Source organism: Streptomyces daghestanicus, assembly GCF_020521275.1.
GTDB lineage: Bacteria > Actinomycetota > Actinomycetes > Streptomycetales > Streptomycetaceae > Streptomyces > Streptomyces griseoviridis.
The window spans coordinates 973,432-993,709 of sequence record NZ_BNDX01000008.1 but is presented as its reverse complement, the minus strand read 5'-3'; the positions used below and the strand labels follow the sequence as shown (position 1 = coordinate 993,709).

The following is a 20,278-nucleotide window of genomic DNA, read 5'->3' as shown; positions in this document are numbered from 1 at the left end:
TGTGCGCGTTCAGGCGGCCCGCGGGCCCCTGAACGTGCGCCGGTAGGTCTGCGGAGTGGTCCCGAGCACCTGGGTGAACTGGTACCGCAGGGCCGCCGCCGTGCCGAACCCGCAGCGCCGGGCGATCGTCTCCATCGTCTCGTCCGTCTCCTCCAGCAGCCGCTGGGCCAGCAGCATCCGCTGGCGCAGCAGCCACCGGTACGGCGTGGTCCCCGTCTCCTGCTGGAAGCGGCGGGCGAAGGTGCGCGGGGACATGTGGGCGCGGGCGGCGAGCTGCTCGACGGTGACCTCCTCGTCGAGGTGCTCCTGGAGCCAGGCCAGCACCCCGCCGACGGTGTCGCAGGCGGAGCGGGGCAGCGGACGCTCGATGTACTGGGCCTGGCCGCCGTCCCGGTGCGGCGGCACCACCATCCGCCGGGCGATCTTGTTGGCGGTCTCCTGCCCCTGCTCCTTGCGGACGATGTGCAGACAGGCGTCGATCCCGGCCGCCGTGCCGGCCGAGGTGATCACCGGGTCCTCGTCGACGTAGAGCACGTCCGCCTCGACGGACGCCCGCGGGTACTGCCGGGCCAGCTCGGCGGCGTGGTGCCAGTGCGCGGCGCAGCGCCGGCCGTCCAGCAGACCGGCGGCGCCGAGCACGAACACCCCGGAGCACACGCTCAGCACCCGCGTCCCCCGCGCCACCGCCCGCCGCAGCGCCTCCAGCAGCTCCGGCGGAAAGCTCCGGCGCAGGAACTCGTTCCCCGCCGGTACGGCGATCAGGTCCGCCTCCTCCAGCCGGTCGAGCCCGTACGGCGTGGCGACGGTCAGCCCACCGACGTGGGTGGTCAGCGCCGGGCCCTCGGCGGAGACCACCGCGAAGTCGTACCCGGGCAGTCCCTCGTCGCGGCGGTCGATGCCGAACACCTCGCAGACCACGCCGAGTTCGAAGGGATGGACACCGTCGAGCAGCACCGCGGCCACGTTTCTCAGCATGCCGCCAGTGTGCCCGGTCGATGGCAGGAATTCGAGGCCCTGGGGCAGTCCTGCCACTCACGGTCGGCCGTGTCCCGGCGGGACAGTGGTGGCATGACTACGGAACAGACGGAAGCGCTGATCGGCATGGGTCTCACCTTCGCGATCCTCGTCCTCATGATCCTCCCCTCGCTGGTCGGCATCGCGCACGAGCGGCGCGTCGACCGGCAGCTCAGGGAGGCCGCGGAGGGCGGGGCTCAGAAGTCCTCGTCCAGGTCGACGGTGCCCTCCACCGCCACCTGGTACGCGGAGGGCCGCCGCTCGAAGAAGTTGGTCAGCTCCTGAACCCCTTGCAGCTCCATGAAGGAGAAGGGGTTCTCCGAGCCGTACACCGGGGCGAAGCCCAGGCGGATGAGCCGCTGGTCGGCCACGCACTGGAGGTACTGCCGCATCGACTCGGTGTTCATCCCCGGGAGGCCGTCACCGCACAGGTCGCGCGCGAACTGCAGCTCGGCCTCGACGGCCTCCCCCAGCATGTCGGTGACCTCACGGCGCAGCGCGTCGTCGAAGAGGTCCGGCTCCTCCTTGCGGACGGTGTCGACCACGTCGAACGCGAAGGACATGTGCATGGTCTCGTCGCGGAACACCCAGTTGGTGCCGGTGGCCAGGCCGTGCAGCAGGCCCCGGCCGCGGAACCAGTAGACGTACGCGAAGGCACCGTAGAAGAACAGGCCCTCGATGCACGCGGCGAAGCAGATGAGGTTGAGGAGGAAGCGGCGGCGGTCGGACCTGGTCTCCAGGCGGTCGATCTCCTCCACCGAGTCGATCCACTTGAAGCAGAACCCGGCCTTCTCCCGGATCGAGGGGATGTTCTCCACGGCCGCGAAGGCGGCGGCCCGGTCCTTTGGGTCGGGGAGGTAGGTGTCCAGGAGCGTCAGATAGAACTGGACGTGCACGGCCTCCTCGAAGAGCTGGCGGGAGAGGTAGAGCCGAGCCTCGGGGGAGTTGATGTGCTTGTAGAGGGTCAGCACCAGGTTGTTCGCCACGATCGAGTCGCCGGTGGCGAAGAAGGCCACCAGACGGCCGATGAGGTGCTGTTCGCCGGGGGTGAGCCGGGCGAGGTCGGCGACGTCGGAGTGGAGGTCGACCTCCTCCACGGTCCAGGTGTTCTTGATGGCGTCCCGGTAGCGCTCGTAGAAGTCGGGGTAGCGCATGGGGCGCAGGGTCAGCTCGAAGCCGGGGTCGAGCAGGTTCTTGGCGGTGGTCACTGGCAGGCCTCGCAGGACTCGGGGTTTTCCAGGGAGCAGGCGGCGGCGGCCTCGGGGGCCGGCTGCGCCCGGGCGGCGCGGGCGATCCGGGTCGCCGGGCGCGAACGCAGGTAGTACGTGGTCTTCAGGCCCCGTTTCCAGGCGTAGGCGTACATCGAGGAGAGCTTGCCGATGGTCGGCGTCTGGAGGAACAGGTTCAGGGACTGCCCCTGATCGAGGTAGGGGGTACGGGCGGCGGCCAGGTCGATCAGGGCGCGCTGCGGGATCTCCCACGCGGTGCGGTACAGCCGGCGGACGTCCTCGGGGAGCCAGCTCATGTCCTGGACCGAACCGCTCGCCTCGCGCAGTGCCTCCCGGGTGCGGGCGTCCCAGGTGCCGAGCCGCTTGAGGTCCGCCACCAGGTAGGGGTTGACCTGGAGGAACTCGCCCGACAGCGTCTCGCGCTTGAACAGGTTGGACACCTGCGGCTCGATGCACTCGTAGGCGCCCGCGAGGGAGGCGATGGTGGCGGTCGGGGCGACGGCGAGGAGCAGCGCGTTGCGCAGCCCGGTCCGCGCGACGCGCTCGCGCAGGGCGGTCCAGCGCTCGGGCCAGGTGGGGGAGACCCCGTAGTGGTCGGGGTGCAGGACCCCGCGGGCGGTCCGGGTCTTCTCCCAGGCGGGCAGCGGGCCGTGCCGCTCGGCGAGGCCGGCGGAGGTCTCGTACGCGGCGAGCATGATCCGCTCGGCGATCCGGGTGGAGAGGTCCAGTGCCTCGGGGGAGTCGAAGGGCAGGCGGAGCGTGAAGAAGACGTCCTGGAGGCCCATCACGCCGAGGCCGACGGGGCGCCAGCGGCCGTTGGACCGGGCCGCCTGCCCGGTCGGGTAGTAGTTGATGTCGACGACCCGGTCGAGGAAGGTGACGGCGGTGCGGACGGCCGCGTCCAGCCGCTCCCAGTCCAGGGTGCCGCCGGTGACGAAGGCGCCGAGGTTGACCGAGCCGAGGTTGCAGACCGCCGTCTCCCCGTCGTCCGTGACCTCCAGGATCTCCGTGCAGAGATTGGACGAGTGGATGACGTGTCCGGGCTCGGCGGTCTGGTTGGCGGTGCGGTTGGCGGTGTCCTTGAAGGTCATCCAGCCATTGCCGGTCTGCGCGAGGGTGCGCATCATCCGGCCGTACAGCTCGCGGGCCGGCAGGGTCCTGCGGGCCAGGCCCGCCGCCTCGGCCGCCCGGTAGGCCGCGTCGAACTCCGCGCCGTACAGGTCGGTCAGCCCGGGGACGTCGGAGGGGGAGAAGAGGGACCAGTCGGCGTCCGCGTCGACGCGGCGCATGAACTCGTCCGGGACCCAGTGGGCGAGGTTGAGGTGGTGGGTGCGGCGGGCGTCCTCACCGGTGTTGTCCCGCAGTTCGAGGAACTCCTCGATGTCCGCGTGCCAGGTCTCCAGGTAGACGGCGGCGGCCCCCTTGCGCCGGCCGCCCTGGTTGACGGCGGCCACGGAGGAGTCCAGCGTCTTCAGGAACGGGACGATGCCGCCCGACTGCCCGTTGGTGCCGCGGATCAGGGAACCCCGGGCGCGGACGCGGGAGTAGGCGATGCCGATGCCGCCGGCGTGCTTGGAGAGCCGGGCGACCTGGTGGTAGCGCTCGTAGATCGAGTCCAGGGCGTCCCCGGGGGAGTCGAGGAGGTAGCAGGACGACATCTGGGGGTGCCGGGTGCCGGAGTTGAACAGGGTGGGGGAGGACGGGAGGTAGTCGAGGCGGCTCATCAGGCCGTACAGCTCGGCGACCTCGTCGAGGGAGCGGGGGGACTCGTCGGCGGCGAGGCCGGCGGCGACGCGGAGCAGGAAGTGCTGGGGCGTCTCGATCACCTTGCGGGTGAGCGGGTGCCGCAGCAGGTAGCGGCTGTGCAGGGTGCGCAGGCCGAAGTAGCCGAAGCGGTCGTCGGCGGCCGGGTCGGCCAGCGCGTCCAGGCGGGCCGCGTGCCGGCGGACGAAGCCGGCCGTGCGGTCGGCGATCAGGCCCTCGCGGTGGCCGGTGGCGACGGACCCGGTGAAGGAGGTGACGCCCTGGGAGGCGGCCTCGGCGCGGATCGACAGGGTCAGCAGGCGGGCGGCCAGCCGCGAGTAGGCCGGGTCCTCGGAGATCAGGCCGGCCGCGGCCTCCGTGGCCAGTTCCCGCAGTTCGGCGTCCACCTCGGGGGCGGCCCCGGACGCGGACCGGCCGCGCAGCGCGGCGGCGGCGACCCGGCCGGGGTCGGTGTCGGGGAGGTCGGCGGTCAGCTCGGTCAGAGTGCGCAGCAGGGCGGCACCCGGGCCGTCCCCGTCGGTGCCGGCGGTTGTCGCCGGGGCACCGGCTGGAGCGGTGGGTGTCGCGGTGGGTGTCGCCGGGGCGTCGGCTGGCGCGATGGTCACGTGGGGCTTTTCCCTCGCTCGGCACGGGGCCTGGCGGAGGGCAGGGGCAGCTCACGAGCGCGCGGTGCGGCGTCGCGTCCACCGGCCCATTCCACGAGGCCCGGACGTCAGGCGCCCGGACCGGATGGCCGGGCGCGCCGTCGGCAGGTACTCGGACTGGACCGGCGTGCGTGCGCACGCGGTACACCGTTGCGGGACAGTTCCGGATTCGCACCGGATTCCCCTGCGGCGACAGCGAGCATGAGCATACATGTTGTGCCGTGTCGCCGGAGTGGGGCCAGATGTTGTGTCGGGGGCGGGGTGAGATGGGGCGGGGTGAGATGGGGTGGGATGTGGGTGTGGGTGGGTGCGGGCCGCCGGTGTGGGTGGGTGTGGATGTGGGTGCGGGCCGCCGGTGTGGCTCTCGCCGGCGGCCCGCTTCGGGTTCGTCCCGGTTGTCCGCGCAGTTCCCCGCGCCCCTTCGGGGCGCCTCAGTGGGAGGTGCCTGCTGTGGCCGGAGGCAGTTCGGTCCGGACGCCCGGGTCGCCCGCGTCGGCCGTGTAGTCCTCGGGGCTGGTCTCGTCGATGCCGTCGGGGGCCTTGGCCGCCCTCAGGACGACGGTGAGGACCACTGTCACCAGCACGTTCAGCACGAACGCCGTGAGGCCGATGTAGCCGATCTCGCCGATGCCCGGGATCTCCTTCGAGGAGCCGCCGAAGTGCGCCTGCGTCGGCGAGGCGACGCCGTACGCGGCGAGCGTGCCGTAGACCATGCCGACCGCCCAGCCGGCCAGCAGCGCCCAGCGGTGGAACCAGCGGGTGAACAGGCCGCCGACCAGCGCCGGGAAGGTCTGCAGGATCCAGATGCCGCCGAGCAGCTGGAAGTTGATCGCGACCGTCTTGTCCATGCCGAGGACGAAGACCAGCGCGCCGACCTTCACCAGCAGCGACACCAGCTTGGAGACCTTGGTCTCCTGCTCCGGCGTGGCGTCGGGCCTGATGAAGTCCTTGTAGATGTTGCGGGTGAACAGGTTGGCGGCGGCGATGGACATGATGGCCGCCGGGACCAGCGCGCCGATGCCGATCGCCGCGAAGGCCACGCCCGCGAACCAGTCCGGGAACATGTCCTCGAAGAGCTGCGGGATGGCGAGCTGGCCGTTGCTCACCTTGATGCCGGCCGCGATCGCCATGAAGCCCAGCAGCGCCAGCAGACCCAGCATCAGGGAGTACAGCGGCAGGATCGTGGTGTTGCGGCGGATCACCTCGCGGCTGCGCGAGGACAGCGTCGCGGTGATCGAGTGCGGGTACATGAACAGCGCCAGGGCGGAGCCGAGGGCGAGCGTGGCGTACGTCCACTGGCCGCTGTCGGGCGGGGTGACGCCGCCCGCCCCCGCCGCCTCGAACTTCTCCCCGGCCGCCGCGAAGATGTCGTCGAAGCCGCCCAGCTTGATCGGGATGTAGATGATGGCGACCGCGATCACGAGGTAGATCAGCGTGTCCTTCACGAACGCGATCAGCGCGGGCGCCCGCAGCCCCGACGAGTACGTGTACGCCGCCAGCACACCGAAGGCGATCAGCAGCGGCAGGTCCTTGATGAACCAGTTGGTGTCCTCGCCACCGCCGACGCCCATCACGTCCAGCACCGCCTGGATGCCGACGAGCTGGAGCGCGATGTACGGCATCGTGGCGAGGATGCCGGTGACGGCGACCGCCAGCGACAGGCCCTTCGAGCCGAACCGGCCGCGCACGAAGTCCGAGGTCGTCACGTACCCGTGCTTGTGCGAGACCGACCACAGGCGGGGCAGGAAGGTGAAGATCAGCGGGTAGACCAGGATCGTGTACGGCACCGCGAAGAAACCGGACGCGCCCGCCGCGTAGATCGCCGCCGGGACGGCCACGAAGGTGTACGCCGTGTAGAGGTCGCCGCCCAGCAGGAACCAGGTGATCCAGGTGCCGAACGACCGTCCGCCCAGCCCCCATTCGTCGAGGCTGGCCTCGTTCTCGGCCCGGCGCCAGCGCGCGGCGAGGAAGCCCATGGCGGTGACCAGCACGAAGAAGAAGATGAAGACGGCGAGTGCCACGCCGTTCACGCCGCCGTTCACTTGGCCGCACCCCCCTGCGGGGCACGCCGGGCGCGCTGGTCGCGCTGCCACAGCTTGTACGCGATCACCGTCAGCGCCGTCGAGACCAGCACCCACGCCATCTGGTACCAGTAGAAGAACGGGATGCCGATGAAGGCCGGGTCGGTCTTCGCGTAGGAGCCGACCCACAGCATGGCGACGAACGGTGCGACGAGGCAGATCCCGATGACCACGCGCACCGGCGTCACCACCGGCCCTCTGCTCGTTTGCGGTGCTTGCGACATGCGGCGGCTCCGTCCCCTGGGCGATCACCTCTGTAATGCGGAGGCAATCTAGGTGACGGTTACACGACAGCGGAAGCCCTTGTCCGTATATCGGTCCGTGAGATCCCGGTCCGCCCGGGGCCCCGGTGCCCGCTCAGTCCTGGGGCCGCTTCAGCCGCGCCACGAACTTGTAGCGGTCGCCCCGGTACACCGACCGCACCCACTCCACCGGCTGCCCGGTCCGGTCCAGGGAGTGCCGGGAGAGCATCAGCATCGGCAGGCCGACGTCGGTGCCGAGCAGCCCGGCCTCGCGCGGGGTGGCCAGCGAGGTCTCGATGGTCTCCTCGGCCTCGGCGAGATGGACGTCGTAGACCTCGGCGAGGGCGGTGTAGAGGGAGGTGTACTTGACCAGGGAGCGGCGCAGCGCCGGGAAGCGCTTGGCGCTGAGGTGGGTGGTCTCGATGGCCATCGGCTCCGCGTTGGCCATCCGCAGCCGCTCGATGCGCAGCACCCGGCCGCCGGCGGTGATGTCGAGGAGCGCGGCGATGCGGTCGTCGGCGGTGATGTACCCGATGTCCAGCAGCTGGGACGTCGGTTCCAGACCCTGGGCGCGCATGTCCTCGGTGTACGAGGTGAGTTGCAGCGCCTGGGAGACCTTGGGCTTGGCGACGAAGGTGCCCTTGCCCTGGATGCGCTCCAGCCGGCCCTCGACGACCAGTTCCTGGAGGGCCTGGCGGACGGTGGTGCGGGAGGTGTCGAACTCGGCGGCCAGGGTGCGCTCGGGCGGCACCGGGGTGCCGGGTGCCTGCGTGCGCACCATGTCCAGCAGGTGCTTCTTCAGGTGGTAGTACTTGGGCACGCGCGCGGTACGGACGTTCGCCCCACCCTCGTTCTCCGCACTGCTGACGTCGGTGCTCATCTCCGCCTTCCCGGCTCCGGGTGCCGTCGCGGCCGACGTTCCCCGTCGGCCACGGCTCACATCGTGGCACGGCTCGGCACCGGGTGGTCCCGCACGCTCCGTGACTCCCTCTGTATACCTCCGGGGCCCCCGTTGGTCTAGTCCACCGCGCCGTCAAGACCCGGTGGTACGCGCGTCCGGACGGCCTTCGGGCCGGAGTCGGCGGCTGTCTGGTACGGGCGTGGACGGGGCTCGATCCGCGGCCCGCGAAATGGAGGAACCCTGCATATCTCGGTCGCATCACGGAGGCCCGGCGGGTGGTGGAACACCCTTGACAGGCTTATTGGTCTGGGCCAGTCTCCCCCTACTGGTCTACACCATTGGTCCAGTCCCGGCCCCAAGGGCGGTCACGCGTCGGCGAGTTACCGCGGGGAGGCAGGGGGGTTGTGGCATCCCTGAGGAGGGTGGCGTGAAGCGCAAGCTGATATCCGCGATCGGTGTCGCGGGCATGATGGTCTCCATCGCGGCGTGCGGGGGCGACGGCGGAGACAGCGAGGCCGGGACGAAGGGCCAGACCCTCACCGTATGGGTGATGGACGGCTCCTCCCCGGACCAGTGGCAGAAGGACCTGGGCGCCGCCTTCGAGAAGCAGACCGGATCGAAGGTCAAGTTCGAGATCCAGCAGTGGAACGGCATCCAGCAGAAGCTGACCACCGCCCTCTCCGAGGAGAACCCGCCGGACGTCTTCGAGATCGGCAACACCCAGACCCCGGCCTACGCCAAGACCGGCGGCCTCGCCGACCTCGGTGACCTCAAGTCGGAGATCGGCGGCGACTGGACCGAGTCCCTCAACGCCTCCTCCATCTACGAGGGCAAGCAGTACGCGGCCCCCTGGTACTTCGCCAACCGCGTCGTCGTCTACAACAAGAAGGTCTGGGCCGAGGCGGGCATCAAGGACACCCCGAAGACCCGGGACGAGTTCTACGACGACCTGAAGACGATCGGCGACAAGACCGACGCCGAGCCGATCTACCTGCCCGGTCAGAACTGGTACCACTTCGTCGGCCTGGTGGTCGGCGAGGGCGCCGAACTGGTCAAGAAGGACGGCGACAAGTACGTCTCCAACCTGGACGACCCCAAGGTCGCCGCGGCGATGGAGACCTACAAGAAGTTCCAGGACCTCTCCGACGCCCCCAAGGACAAGGACGAGGCCACCCCGCAGCAGGGCGAGGTCTTCGCCAAGGGCAACGTCGGCGCCTTCATCGGCATGGGCTGGGAGGGCGCCACCGCCATCCAGGCCAACCCGAAGATCGAGCAGGACCTCGGCTACTTCACCATCCCGGGCGCCACGGCCGGCAAGCCCGAGGGCGTCTTCCTCGGCGGCTCCAACCTGGCCGTCGCGGCCGGCTCCGCCAAGCAGGACCTGGCCAAGGAGTTCCTGAAGCTCGCCCTGTCCGACAAGTTCGAGGGCCAGCTCGCCAAGGAGAACGGCGTCATCCCGAACAAGGAAGCGCTGCAGACCAACCTGAAGGGCAACGCCCCCGCCGAGGCCGCCGCGCCGGCCGCCGCCGTCGGCGGCACCACGCCGCTGATCCCCGAGTGGGCCGCGGTGGAGAACGCGCCGAACCCGATCAAGACGTACATGACCGCCGTACTCAACGGCAAGAGCCCGGCCGAGGCCGCCCAGCAGGTCGAGGGCGAGTTCAACAAGCGCCTGGCGCAGCAGCAGTAGGAGCGTGGGCAGGAGCGGGGGACGGCCGCCGGCCGGCCCCCGCCCCCGGCGTCGCAGAGGCCGAGTAGAGAGATCGCGAGCATGACCGTGCAGACCGAACGGCCGCCCTCCGGCCCGGCGGACGTCAGCAAGACGGCCGGCGGGGCGTCCGGCGGGCCGGCCCCGAGAGCCGCGTCGCGGGCCGGCGCGCTCGCCCCGTACCTGTTGCTGCTGCCCGCCGTCGCGGCCACCGTGCTGCTGCTCGGCTGGCCGTTGCTGAAGGACCTGCTGCTGTCGTTCCAGAACCTCAACATGGCGCAGCTGATCCAGCACGCCACCGAGTGGAACGGCATCGAGAACTACCGCCAGGTCCTCACCGGAGAGGACTTCTGGCGGGTCACCCTCCGCTCGATCCTGTTCACGGCGGTCAACGTCGCCCTGATCATGGCCGCGGGCACCCTGATCGGCCTGCTCCTCGCCCGCCTCGGCAAGCGGATGCGGGTCACCCTGCTGATCGGCCTGGTGCTGGCCTGGGCGATGCCCGTGGTCGCGGCGACCACCGTCTACAAGTGGCTGTTCGCCCAGCGCTTCGGCGTCGTCAACTGGGTCCTGGACAAGCTCGGCTGGCACTCGATGGCCGACTACAGCTGGACCAGCAGCCAGATGTCGACCTTCTTCGTCGTCACCCTGCTGATCGTCTGGATGTCCATCCCGTTCGTCGCGATCAACCTCTACGCGGCGACCACCACCATCCCCGGCGAGCTGTACGAGGCCGCGGCCCTGGACGGCGCCGGAGCCTGGCGCAGCTTCACCACCGTGACCATGCCGTTCCTGCGGCCGTTCCTGTACGCGACGACGTTCCTGGAGATCATCTGGGTCTTCAAGGCGTTCGTGCAGGTCTTCAGCTTCAACGGCGGCGGCCCGGACCGGCTCACCGAGATCCTGCCCGTCTACGCCTATGTCGAGGGCGTCGGCAACCAGCACTACGGCATGGGCGCGGCGATCGCCGTCCTGACCATCCTGATCATGCTCGGCCTGACCGCGTACTACCTCAGGATCGTGCTCAAGCAAGAGGAGGACGAGGCGTGAAGCGCTCGCTCTTCGGCCGCCTGTGGCCCAACGTCACGGCCGTCCTGTTGTTCATCGGCTTCGTCTTCCCCGTGTACTGGATGTTCGCCACGGCGTTCAAGCCGACCGGCGACATCATCTCGGAGACCCCGGTCTGGTTCCCGACCGACGTCACCTTCGACCACTTCAAGACGGCCGTCGACGCCGACCACTTCTGGACGATGGTCGCCAACTCGCTGATCGTCACCGTCCTCGCGGTCGTCTTCTCCCTGGTCGTCGCGTTGCTCGGCGCCTTCGCGCTGGCCCGGATGCGGTTCAAGGGGCGGCGCGGCTTCATCATCGGCTTCATGTGCGCCCAGATGGCGCCCTGGGAAGTCATGATCATCGCCATCTACATGATCGTCCGGGACGCCTCGATGCTGAACAGCCTCGTCCCGCTGACGCTCTTCTACACGATGATGATCCTGCCCTTCACCATCCTCACGCTGCGCGGCTTCGTCGCCGCCGTGCCGAAGGAGCTGGAGGAGTCCGCGATGGTCGACGGCTGCACCCGCCCGCAGGCCTTCCGCCTGGTCATCCTGCCGCTGCTCGCGCCGGGCCTGATGTCCACCTCGATGTTCGGCTTCATCACCGCCTGGAACGAGTTCCCGCTGGTCCTGGTGGTCAACAAGGAAGCCGGGGCGCAGACCCTGCCGCTGTGGCTGTCCAGCTTCCAGACCGTCTTCGGCGACGACTGGGGCGCCACCATGGCCGCCTCCTCGCTCTTCGCCGTCCCGATCCTGATCCTCTTCGTCTTCCTCCAGCGCAAGGCCGTCAGCGGCCTGACCGCCGGCGCCGTGAAGGGCTGACGCCACCGATGACGACACTCACCAGCGGCACCGACACCCTCACCCGCGACGCCCTCGCCGTGCTCCAGCCGGGCTTCGCCGGCACCACCGCCCCCGACTGGCTGCTGCGCCGCCTCGGCGAGGGCCTGGCCTCCGTCGCCCTGTTCGGCCGCAACATCCACACCGCCGAGCAGGTCGCCGCGCTCACCGCCCAGGTCCGCGCCGAGCGCGGCGACGTGCTGGTCGCCATCGACGAGGAGGGCGGCGACGTCACGCGCCTGGAGGTGCGCACCGGCTCCTCCTTCCCCGGCAACCACGCCCTCGGCGCCGTCGACGACACCGACCTCACCCGGGCGGTCGCCACCGAGCTGGGCCGCCGCCTCGCGGCCGCCGGCGTCGACTTCGACTGGGCCCCCTCCGCCGACGTCAACGCCGACCCCGACAACCCGGTGATCGGCGTACGGTCCTTCGGCGCCGACCCCGCCCTGGTCGCCCGGCACACCGCCGCCTACGTCACCGGCCTGCAGTCGGCCGGCGTCGCGGCCTGCACCAAGCACTTCCCCGGCCACGGCGACACCGCCGTCGACTCCCACCACGCGGTGCCCCGCATCGACGCGGACCTGCCCCTGCTCACCGAACGGGACCTGGTCCCCTTCCGCGCCGCGATCGCCGCCGGCACCCGCGCGATCATGAGCGCCCACATCCTCGCCCCGGCCCTGGACCCCGACCGCCCCGGCACCCTCTCCCCGCGGGTCCTGACCGAACTGCTCCGCGGCGAGCTGGGCTACGACGGCCTGATCGTCACCGACGGCATCGAGATGCGCGCCATCTCCGGCACCTACGGCCTCGAACACGGCACCGTCCTCGCCATCGCCGCGGGCGCCGACGCCATCTGCGTGGGCGGCGGCCTCTGCGACGAGGACACGGTGGGCCGGCTGCGCGACGCCCTGGTCACGGCCGTACGCACCGGCGAGCTGCCCGAGGAGCGGCTCGCGGACGCGGCCGAGCGGGTCCGGGCCCTCGCCCGCTGGACGACGGCCGCCCGCGCCACCGGCCCCGCCACCGCCCCCGACCCGGAGGTCGGCCTGCGCGCCGCCCGCCGCGCCCTGCGCACCACCGGCGCCCCCTTCACGCCCTTGACCGAACCGCCCTACGTCGCCCAGCTCACCCCCGCCCCGAACATCGCGGTCGGCGACGAGACCCCCTGGGGCGTCGCCGCCGAGCTGTCCGCCCTGCTCCCCGGCACCGGGACGGGCAGCTTCACCGGCCCCGGCGCCGGCGCCGAGGTGCTGCGCGCGGCCGGACCGCGCCGGGTCGTCGCCGTGGTCCGCGACGAGCACCGCCACCCCTGGATGGCGGCGGCCCTGGACACCCTGCTGGCCGCCCGCCCCGACACGGTCGTGGTCGAGATGGGCATCCCCCAGGCGCCCCCGCGCGGCGCCCTCCACCTGGCCACCCACGGCGCGGCCCGGGTCTGCGGCCGCGCGGCGGCGGAGGTCATCGCGGGCGGGTAGCACCGCGTACGCGCGGAGAAGGGCGCCGGCCCCTGGGGGACCGGCGCCCTTCTCCGTACCTCCGTGCCTCAGATGCCCTGCCACTCCGGCTTGTTCGCGTACGTCTGACGGAAGTAGTCGGCCAGCTTCAGCTCGGACGCGGCGGCCTCGTCGACGACGACGGTCGCGTGCGGATGGAGCTGGAGCGCCGAGGCCGGGCACACCGCGGCGACCGGCCCCTCCACCGTCGCGGCGACCGCGTCCGCCTTGCCCTCCCCGGTGGCCAGCAGCACCAGGTGCCGGGCCTCCAGGATGGTGCCGATGCCCTGGGTGATCACGTGGTGCGGCACCTGCGCGATGTCGCCGTCGAAGAACCGCGCGTTGTCCACCCGGGTCTGCTCGGTCAGCGTCTTGATCCGGGTCCGCGAGGCCAGCGAGGAGCACGGCTCGTTGAAGCCGATGTGCCCGTCGGTGCCGATCCCCAGCAACTGGAGGTCGACCCCGCCGGCCCCGGCCAGCGCCCGGTCGTACGCCTCGCAGGCGGCCTGGATGTCCGCCGCCGTGCCGTCCGGGCCCAGGAACGCCTCCATGCCGATCCCGAGCGGCTCCAGCACCTCCCGCCGCAGCACCGACCGGTACGACTCCGGATGGTCCGCCGGGAGCCCCACGTACTCGTCGAGCTGGGCGATCCGGGCCCGCGAGATGTCCACCGAGCCCGCGCGTACCCGTGCCGCGAGTGCCTCGTACACGGGCAGCGGCGTCGAGCCGGTGGCCACGCCGAGCAGGGCGTCGGGCTTACGCCGCAGCAGCTCCGCCATGGCCCCGGCGATCAGCTCGCCGCCCGCCCTGGCGTCCGGAACGATGACAACTTCCACGCTGGCCTGCCGTTTCGAGAAGGGGACGGGATACGCCCCGGAAGGGCTATGTGGTTTAGACCAATCTAACAGAGCGGGCCCCCTCCTCCCAGGTTTCCCGGCCCGCCGGACGCCCGCCACCCGGCTCCGCGCCGCCCGCCGAAACCGGCTCCGCGGACCGGCCCCACTCGTGCCCCGTCCGGGCTAGGCTGCTGCCGACCGCTCGGACGTCCGAGCAGTCGTGGGAAAGCGACAACACAAAGCCGTTCCCGTGCATGGACACCGATAGTGGTCTAGTCCACAATGGCGTCAAGCTTCCGCTCTCCCCGCACAGGAGGGCGGACCGAGGAACCGAGGCTCTCTGCCCTGACTGCCCCGGCTCCTCGACCTTCGGCCGACCGGGACCGCACACCCCACGGCCGTTGTTGCTCCGGGCTGCGGTGCCGGGAGGGTTGAGGGTCCCTCTCAGGCGCCGCGGCCCGCGGGTGCCCCGCGGCCCTCCGGGTACGCTCGACCCCGTGCCCTCCATGAACGAACTCGTACGCCAGCACACCGCCCTCGACAGGTCCGACCTGGAATGGCTGCACCTGCTGGTCTCGGAGTGGCAGCTCCTCTCCGACCTCTCCTTCGCCGACCTGGTCCTGTGGGTCCCCACCCGCGACGGCACCCGGTACGTCTCCGTCGCCCAGATGCGGCCCAACACCGGCCCCACCTCCTACCAGGACGACATGGTCGGCCACCTGGTCCCGCGCGGCCGGCGCCCCATGCTGGACATCGCCCTGGACGAGGGCCGGATCGTGCGCGAGGGCGACCCGGAGTGGCGCGAGGAGGTGCCGGTCCGCATCGAGTCGATCCCGGTCCGGCGCCAGGGCCGGGTCCTCGGCGTGATCGCCCGCAACACCAACCTGCTCACCGTGCGCACCCCGAGCCGCCTGGAGCTGACGTACCTCCAGAGCGCCTCCGACCTCGCCCAGATGATCGCGGCCGGGGCCTTCCCGTTCGAGAACCAGCAGGTCGACATGGACGCCTCGCCCCGCGTCGGCGACGGCCTGATCCGCGTCGACGGCGACGGCATCGTCCAGTACGCCTCGCCGAACGCCCTGTCGGCCTACCACCGCATGGGCCTCGCCGCCGACCTCGTCGGCCACCACCTGGGCCGCACCACCGCCGAACTCGCCCCGACCCACGGCCCGGTGGACGAGGCGCTCGCCAAGGTGGCCAGCGGCTGGGCGCCCCGCGAGTTCGAGATCGAGGCCGCCGACGGCGTGATCCAGTTCCGCGCCATCCCGCTCAAGCCCAAGGGCACCCGCATCGGTTCGCTGGTCCTGCTGCGGGACGTCACGGAACTGCGCCGCCGCGAACGGGAGTTGATCACCAAGGACGCCACCATCCGGGAGATCCACCACCGGGTGAAGAACAACCTCCAGACGGTCGCCGCCCTGCTCCGCCTCCAGGCCCGCCGGATCGAGTCCGAGCGGGGGCGCGAGGCGCTGGAGGAGGCGGTACGCCGGGTCGGCTCGATCGCCATCGTGCATGAGACGCTGTCCCAGAACCTGGACGAGCGGGTGGAGTTCGACGAGATCGCCGACCGGGTGCTGGCGATGGTCGCGGAGATCTCGCCGGGCAAGGTCACCGGTCGGCGCACCGGGCACTTCGGCATCCTCGACGCCGAGGTCGCCACCCCGCTCTCCATGGTGCTGACCGAGGTCCTCCAGAACGCCCTGGAGCACGGCTTCCGCGAGGGCGACACCGGCACGGTCGAGGTGTCCGCGGTCCGCGGCGGCACGTCCAAGGAGGCCCGCCTGCTGGTCACCGTCCAGGACGACGGTGTCGGCCTGCCCGAGGGCTTCGACCCGCACCGCTCGGGAAACCTCGGTCTCCAGATCGTCCGCACGCTGGTGGAGGGCGAGTTGAGCGGATCCTTCGACATGGTCCGCGCCCCGGAGGGCGGCACCCGGGTGCTCCTCGACGTCCCGGTGCGCTCACAGAAGTAGGCCGCTCGCGGAGCCGGGCGGTCAGGCGGTCGCGGGCGGCAAAAAGCCCCGGATCGACGGTGATCCGGGGCCAGTGCTCGCTGCGGGGTACTGCGCGCTGCGGCTCGGGGGCGGGGTGTGCATACTCGCTGTACGCGCCGCCACGCTGAGGCTGTCGCGGGGTGGGTGTGTCAGGCGGAGGCCTGACGGGCCCGGTTGCGGGCGGCGCGGCGCTTCATGGCACGGCGCTCGTCCTCGCTGAGACCACCCCAGACGCCGGAGTCCTGACCGGACTCGAGCGCCCACTGCAGGCACTGCTCCATAACCGGGCAGCGACGGCAGACGGCCTTGGCTTCCTCGATCTGCAGCAGCGCAGGACCGGTGTTGCCGATGGGGAAGAAGAGCTCGGGGTCTTCTTCGCGGCAAACGGCGCGGTGACGCCAGTCCATGGCTGCTACCTCTCCTTGGTATGACTGTGCAAGTGCTTGTGAATGTGAACGCTTTCACGAATCCCTCAACAAGTGAAGGGCCACCCGCCAGGTTCCCTGGCGTGGTCCTGTGTTTTGTAGAGGGGTTCTGGCGATCTGTAGAGGCCGGTTGTGCGGGCCGTCCCGATCGCCATGTAGAGACTCGCAAACCTCGGCGGCGGATACAACCCCTTCCGGAAAGTTTTTTTTGATTCTTCGGTGTCGACTAGGTCACAGCCGTACTTCCATGGGGTGGACCCTGGCCTAAACGTTCGAGTGAAAGGACTTTCGCTGGTTCTGCTCACACAATCACACGCAGTGCACGGCGTACGCCTGTGAACGTCACGCTGGTACGCAGCCCCAGGTGGTCACCGTCCATCTGGAGGGGGAGCGGCACCTTCGAATGCAAGGTGAACTCGGACATGTCGTGCAGGGAGACCGCATGTCTGCCCCGGGGTCCGCGCTCGGGGGACGAAGTGAGCAACTGGGTGCCATACCGGGCAACCGCGCCCGTCGTCATCCGGCTGAGACCGAGCACGTCGAGCCCTTTGTCGAACGAGGCCTTAGGCGACGCGTACATCGGGTGATTGCCCAGGAACGTCCACGGAGAGGTGTTCGACACTATGGACAGCACCAAACCGGTCACCGGGTCCGCGTCCGGCCGTTCCAAAGTGATCGTTCCGTTGCGGCGGTGCGCTTCTCCGAAGAACTGGCGCAATACCTGACGCACATACAGCGCGTGCGTCGACTTGCGGCCGCGCTCGCGGTGCTGTTCGACCCGCCCGACCACGCCGGCGTCGAAACCGAGCCCCGCGTTGAAGGTGAACCAGCGGGACGGCACCGCCTCGTCCTCCGTCCCCGGGGTGCCGGAGGTCAGGCCGAGCCCGACGGTCCGCTCGCTGCCCTCGCGCAGGGCGTCCAGCAGGGCGCCGGTGGCCTCCACGGCGTGGTTGGGCAGACCGAGTGCGCGGGCGAAGACGTTGGTCGAGCCGCCGGGGACCACCGCGAGGCGGGGCAGCCGGTCGGGGTCGGGTCCGGCGTGCAGCAGGCCGTTGACGACCTCGTTGACCGTGCCGTCGCCGCCGAGGGCGACCACCAGCTCGATGTCCTTGCTCTGCGCCGCCTGCCGGCCCAGGTCCCGGGCGTGGCCCCGGTACTCGGTGGTCACGGCCTCCAGCTTCATCTCGCTGGCGAGCGCGTGGATCAGTACGTCGCGTGTGCGCGCACTCGTGGTGGTTGCCGCCGGATTGACCACGAGGAGTGCACGCATGGGTCGAGCGTACCTACTGGGCGGTACCGAGCCCAGGCCGATCGGTGGATCAACGGCCGGGGGCGACGTGAACCTCGCCACGGGGCGCCGGGGCGGTGCGGGCTACCCTGCTGGGGTGAGCAGCGAGCAGACCCCCCGTACCGATGGAGCCGCCCCCGCCGAGGGGGCGGACGCCCGTCCCGCCCGGCTGACGGCCGCCGCGGCCCTCGCCGGTCTGGAGGGCCTCGCGCTCGTCGCCGGCGGGGCCTGGATGCTCGTCGGCGGCCTCACCGGGCACCCCGACGACCGCACCCAGGCCGTCACCGGAGGCGTCACCCTGATCGTCCTCGCGCTGCTGCCGCTGATCGCCGCCCGCGGGCTGCTGGCCCGGCGCGGCTGGAGCCGGGGTCCGGCCGTGATCACGCAGATCATGGCGCTGCCGGTGGCCTACAACCTGCTCCAGGCCGACAGCGTCGCCATCCCGGCCGGGATCGTGCTGGCCGTGGTGGCGGTGGCCGCGCTGGTGCTGATCGTCAATCCGGAGACCACCCGGGCCCTCGGCATCCGGGGACCCGGTCGGCCGAAGGGCTGACGGCGCCGGCCGAAGGGCCGACGCCCGGCGTGGCCCGTCCGCCGCTCACTCCTCGACGAGCAGCTTCTCCCGCAGCTGGGCCAGGGTGCGGGCGAGCAGCCGCGAGACGTGCATCTGCGAGATGCCGACCTCCTGGGCGATCTGCGACTGGGTCATGTTGCCGAAGAAGCGCAGCAGCAGGATGCGCTTCTCGCGGGGCGGCAGGTCCTCCAGGAGCGGCTTGAGCGACTCCCGGTACTCCACCCCCTCCAGCGCCTCGTCCTCGGCGCCGAGGGTGTCGGCGACCGCCGGGGACTCGTCGTCGGTGTCGGGGACGTCCAGGGAGAGCGTGGAGTACGCGTTGGCGGACTCCAGGCCCTCCAGGACCTCCTCCTCCGAGATGGCCAGCCTCTCGGCCAGCTCGTGGACGGTGGGGGAGCGGCCGTGCAGCTGGGACAGCTCCGCCGTCGCCGTGGTCAGGGAGAGCCGCAGCTCCTGGAGCCGGCGCGGCACCCGCACCGCCCAGCCCTTGTCCCGGAAGTGCCGCTTGATCTCGCCGACCACCGTCGGGGTCGCGTACGTCGAGAACTCCACGCCCCGGTCCGGGTCGAACCGGTCGACCGACTTGATCAGGCCGATGGTGGCGACCTGGGTGAGGTCGTCGCGGGGGCTCGCCCCGGTTGCGGAAGCGGCGGGCGAGGTGCTCGACCAGCGGCAGGTGCATGCGGACCAGCCGGTTGCGCAGCTCCGCGTACTCGGGGCTGCCGGCGTCCAGGCCGCGCAGCTCGGTGAACAGGGCACGGGCCCCGCTGCGGTCCTGCGGGTCGTGGTGGGAACCCGGCGCGCTGCGCGCGCCGGGCACGTCGTCCTCGGAGTGTCGCTGGTGCTCGCTCATCGTCCCGCCCGTAGCCCTTTCCGGAGCCCTCGCCTCCGATCGGCCGGGCAGTACGGGAACGCCCCCGTCCGGCCCGTCCGCAGGCATGTCCCGCACGGCACCGTCCCGGCTCCCGGCCTCCGGGCCGCCGCCCGGGGCGCCGGACCGGACACCGGCGTCGTCGGGGTGCGGCCGGGCCTGCTCGGGGATGCCGTCGATGCCCTCCGCCCGGTGCCGGGCCCCGCTCGGAGGACGGGTGTCCTCGGGCGGCAGCTCCCGCGTGCCGCGCTCTTCGTCCCGCACCGGCCCGTCCTCCCTCACGCCGGCCCGGGGCCCGCGCCGCGCTGTTTGTAGAGGCTGATCGACACGGTGTCGTCCTCGTCGACGGCGGAGGAGACCTTGCCCGCGAGCGCGGACAGCACGGTCCAGGCGAAGGTGTCCCGCGAGGGCGCGTGGCCGTCGGTGGTCGGCGCCGAGACGGTGACCTCCAGTGAGTCGTCGACGAGGCGGAAGACACAGCTGAGCACGGAGCCGGGCACGGCCTGCTGGAGCAGGATCGCGCAGGCCTCGTCCACCGCGATGCGCAAGTCCTCGATCTCGTCGAGGGTGAAGTCCAAACGGGCCGCGAGGCCGGCCGTCGCCGTACGCAGCACCGACAGGTAGGCACCCGCGGCCGGCAGCCGGACTTCCACGAAGTCCTGGGTCGCGGGCTCGCCTGCGATCTGGGACACCCTCACCTCCAAGGTGGTACAAGCGTTTCAGGGCCGAGGGTCATCCCCCGGGTAACGCGGTGACGCGATACGTGGTTCAGCGGTGACGTTATCGCGCTCCGTACTTTCCTGTCCCCGAGACCCCAGCCCCTTGCTGTCACTCATAGTAAACAGCAATCACGCACAGTGGCTAGAGGTCGGGCGGGACCAAATCGGAAGAGGACGCGCCGGGTTGACGTACCCAGGCGTCAGACGGCCGAACCGTCCCCTCCTCTTCCCTTCGCGTTCCCCCTCCGTCTCCCGCTCCCCGCGGCCGGGTCTCCCTCTTCCGCGGCTACACGAGCACGTGGTCGACGAAGCACCAGCGCCAGTCCTCGCCCGGCTCGAAGGTCCGCATCACGGGATGGCCGGTCTGCTCATGATGGCCCGTCGCGTGCCGTTTCGGGGAGGAGTCGCAGCAGCCGACATGACCACAGGTGAGGCACAGCCGCAGCTGCACCGGGTCCGTTCCCTCCGCCAGGCACTCCGGGCAGGTCGCGGTCAGCGGCTCCGGCTCCGGGTGGGGCAGCGCGTCGGCGTGCGTGCACTGTTTCATGATTGCCAGGTTACGACGGGCGTGCGGAAGACCGCGCGGAGGAAAAGGGTGGG

Annotated in this window: 18 protein-coding genes, 1 pseudogene and 1 riboswitch; of the genes and pseudogenes, 7 read left to right on the top strand and 12 right to left on the bottom strand. The window is 71.1% G+C overall.

Translation table 11 applies throughout. The features are described 5' to 3' along the window. Nucleotides 1–9: 9 nt before the first annotated feature. Nucleotides 10–975 (bottom strand): GlxA family transcriptional regulator, encoded by a 966-nt coding sequence (locus tag Sdagh_RS13810; RefSeq protein WP_189415143.1) that lies wholly within the window; start codon nt 973–975, stop codon nt 10–12. A 93-nt stretch (nt 976–1,068) separates the two neighbouring features. On the opposite strand from Sdagh_RS13810, the gene Sdagh_RS13805 reads away from it, so the two are divergent. Further along, the gene (locus Sdagh_RS13805; protein ID WP_189415141.1) at nt 1,069–1,299 is read left to right on the top strand and encodes a hypothetical protein; all 231 of its coding nucleotides are present in this window, start codon (nt 1,069–1,071) and stop codon (nt 1,297–1,299) included. Here Sdagh_RS13805 and Sdagh_RS13800 read toward each other — a convergent pair. The 5 genes from Sdagh_RS13800 to Sdagh_RS13780 form a co-directional block, all read right to left on the bottom strand. Next, nucleotides 1,212–2,168, bottom strand: a complete 957-nt coding sequence (locus tag Sdagh_RS13800) for a ribonucleotide-diphosphate reductase subunit beta (RefSeq protein ID WP_226535348.1) — start codon at nt 2,166–2,168, stop codon at nt 1,212–1,214. The two genes, Sdagh_RS13805 and Sdagh_RS13800, sit on opposite strands and share 88 nt — an antisense overlap. Before the next feature lie 50 nt (nt 2,169–2,218). Further along, entirely contained in the window at nt 2,219–4,612 is a 2,394-nt protein-coding gene (locus Sdagh_RS13795) for a ribonucleoside-diphosphate reductase subunit alpha (RefSeq protein ID WP_190077473.1), read from the bottom strand. A 125-nt stretch (nt 4,613–4,737) separates the two neighbouring features. Next, nucleotides 4,738–4,860, bottom strand: a riboswitch (cobalamin riboswitch). Nucleotides 4,861–5,082: 222 nt separating this feature from the next. Next, entirely contained in the window at nt 5,083–6,693 is a 1,611-nt protein-coding gene (mctP, locus tag Sdagh_RS13790; protein WP_189415137.1) for a monocarboxylate uptake permease MctP, read from the bottom strand. Further along, a complete protein-coding gene (locus Sdagh_RS13785) occupies nt 6,690–6,956 on the bottom strand; it encodes a DUF3311 domain-containing protein (protein WP_190077472.1) in 267 nt (88 codons plus the stop codon). The genes mctP and Sdagh_RS13785 overlap by 4 nt, the downstream gene beginning before the upstream one ends. A 133-nt stretch (nt 6,957–7,089) precedes the next feature. Then, nucleotides 7,090–7,854, bottom strand: a complete 765-nt coding sequence (locus Sdagh_RS13780) for a GntR family transcriptional regulator (protein ID WP_189415133.1) — start codon at nt 7,852–7,854, stop codon at nt 7,090–7,092. A 448-nt stretch (nt 7,855–8,302) separates the two neighbouring features. On the opposite strand from Sdagh_RS13780, the gene Sdagh_RS13775 reads away from it, so the two are divergent. From Sdagh_RS13775 to Sdagh_RS13760, 4 genes are all read left to right on the top strand, one after another. Then, nucleotides 8,303–9,565 (top strand): extracellular solute-binding protein, encoded by a 1,263-nt coding sequence (locus tag Sdagh_RS13775; protein ID WP_189415131.1) that lies wholly within the window; start codon nt 8,303–8,305, stop codon nt 9,563–9,565. Between the two features lie 81 nt (nt 9,566–9,646). Then, a complete protein-coding gene (locus Sdagh_RS13770) occupies nt 9,647–10,633 on the top strand; it encodes a carbohydrate ABC transporter permease (protein ID WP_189415129.1) in 987 nt (328 codons plus the stop codon). Next, the gene (locus Sdagh_RS13765; protein WP_189415127.1) at nt 10,630–11,460 is read left to right on the top strand and encodes a carbohydrate ABC transporter permease; all 831 of its coding nucleotides are present in this window, start codon (nt 10,630–10,632) and stop codon (nt 11,458–11,460) included. Before Sdagh_RS13770 ends, Sdagh_RS13765 begins: the two co-directional genes overlap by 4 nt. An 8-nt stretch (nt 11,461–11,468) precedes the next feature. Beyond that, nucleotides 11,469–12,953 carry a glycoside hydrolase family 3 protein gene (locus Sdagh_RS13760; RefSeq protein WP_189415125.1) on the top strand — a complete coding sequence of 495 codons (1,485 nt, stop codon included), beginning with the start codon at nt 11,469–11,471 and terminating at the stop codon, nt 12,951–12,953. Nucleotides 12,954–13,021: 68 nt separating this feature from the next. Here the strand turns inward: Sdagh_RS13760 and nagB are convergent, their stop codons facing one another. Further along, entirely contained in the window at nt 13,022–13,807 is a 786-nt protein-coding gene (gene nagB, locus Sdagh_RS13755; protein ID WP_189415123.1) for a glucosamine-6-phosphate deaminase, read from the bottom strand. Nucleotides 13,808–14,304: 497 nt separating this feature from the next. Here nagB and Sdagh_RS13750 point away from each other — a divergent pair, with 497 nt between their 5' ends. After that, nucleotides 14,305–15,780, top strand: a complete 1,476-nt coding sequence (locus Sdagh_RS13750; protein ID WP_189415121.1) for a sensor histidine kinase — start codon at nt 14,305–14,307, stop codon at nt 15,778–15,780. A gap of 170 nt (nt 15,781–15,950) precedes the next feature. Here Sdagh_RS13750 and Sdagh_RS13745 read toward each other — a convergent pair whose 3' ends face one another. Together Sdagh_RS13745 and Sdagh_RS13740 are read right to left on the bottom strand one after the other, a co-directional pair. Beyond that, on the bottom strand, nt 15,951–16,208 hold the full coding sequence (locus Sdagh_RS13745; RefSeq protein ID WP_003973730.1) for a WhiB family transcriptional regulator: 258 nt from the start codon (nt 16,206–16,208) through the stop codon (nt 15,951–15,953). Nucleotides 16,209–16,527: 319 nt separating this feature from the next. Next, nucleotides 16,528–17,496 (bottom strand): diacylglycerol/lipid kinase family protein, encoded by a 969-nt coding sequence (locus tag Sdagh_RS13740; RefSeq protein ID WP_190008720.1) that lies wholly within the window; start codon nt 17,494–17,496, stop codon nt 16,528–16,530. Between the two features lie 115 nt (nt 17,497–17,611). Between Sdagh_RS13740 and Sdagh_RS13735 the strand changes: the two genes are divergently transcribed. Further along, nucleotides 17,612–18,067, top strand: a complete 456-nt coding sequence (locus Sdagh_RS13735) for a hypothetical protein (protein WP_189415117.1) — start codon at nt 17,612–17,614, stop codon at nt 18,065–18,067. A gap of 45 nt (nt 18,068–18,112) precedes the next feature. On the opposite strand, the pseudogene Sdagh_RS13730 reads toward Sdagh_RS13735, so the two are convergent. The 3 genes and pseudogenes from Sdagh_RS13730 to Sdagh_RS13720 all read right to left on the bottom strand — a co-directional run bounded on the left by Sdagh_RS13730 (nt 18,113) and on the right by Sdagh_RS13720 (nt 20,225). Next, nucleotides 18,113–19,223: pseudogene (locus tag Sdagh_RS13730) on the bottom strand (RNA polymerase sigma factor SigF). A gap of 14 nt (nt 19,224–19,237) precedes the next feature. Further along, entirely contained in the window at nt 19,238–19,651 is a 414-nt protein-coding gene (locus Sdagh_RS13725; RefSeq protein WP_189415113.1) for an ATP-binding protein, read from the bottom strand. Nucleotides 19,652–19,964: 313 nt separating this feature from the next. Continuing rightward, the gene (locus tag Sdagh_RS13720) at nt 19,965–20,225 is read right to left on the bottom strand and encodes a UBP-type zinc finger domain-containing protein (RefSeq protein ID WP_189415111.1); all 261 of its coding nucleotides are present in this window, start codon (nt 20,223–20,225) and stop codon (nt 19,965–19,967) included. Between the last annotated feature and the right edge of the window lie 53 nt (nt 20,226–20,278).

What these genes read in the sequence shown, in the direction of transcription:
- Sdagh_RS13805 (WP_189415141.1), top strand. Translation starts at nt 1,069, where the DNA reads ATGACTACGGAACAGACGGAAGCGCTGATCGGCATGGGTCTCACCTTC.
- Sdagh_RS13745 (WP_003973730.1), bottom strand. Translation starts at nt 16,208, where the DNA reads ATGGACTGGCGTCACCGCGCCGTTTGCCGCGAAGAAGACCCCGAGCTC.
- Sdagh_RS13760 (WP_189415125.1), top strand. Translation starts at nt 11,469, where the DNA reads ATGACGACACTCACCAGCGGCACCGACACCCTCACCCGCGACGCCCTC.
- Sdagh_RS13780 (WP_189415133.1), bottom strand. Translation starts at nt 7,854, where the DNA reads ATGAGCACCGACGTCAGCAGTGCGGAGAACGAGGGTGGGGCGAACGTC.
- Sdagh_RS13810 (WP_189415143.1), bottom strand. Translation starts at nt 975, where the DNA reads ATGCTGAGAAACGTGGCCGCGGTGCTGCTCGACGGTGTCCATCCCTTC.
- Sdagh_RS13740 (WP_190008720.1), bottom strand. Translation starts at nt 17,496, where the DNA reads ATGCGTGCACTCCTCGTGGTCAATCCGGCGGCAACCACCACGAGTGCG.
- Sdagh_RS13770 (WP_189415129.1), top strand. Translation starts at nt 9,647, where the DNA reads ATGACCGTGCAGACCGAACGGCCGCCCTCCGGCCCGGCGGACGTCAGC.
- Sdagh_RS13800 (WP_226535348.1), bottom strand. Translation starts at nt 2,168, where the DNA reads ATGCGCTACCCCGACTTCTACGAGCGCTACCGGGACGCCATCAAGAAC.
- Sdagh_RS13785 (WP_190077472.1), bottom strand. Translation starts at nt 6,956, where the DNA reads ATGTCGCAAGCACCGCAAACGAGCAGAGGGCCGGTGGTGACGCCGGTG.
- Sdagh_RS13720 (WP_189415111.1), bottom strand. Translation starts at nt 20,225, where the DNA reads ATGAAACAGTGCACGCACGCCGACGCGCTGCCCCACCCGGAGCCGGAG.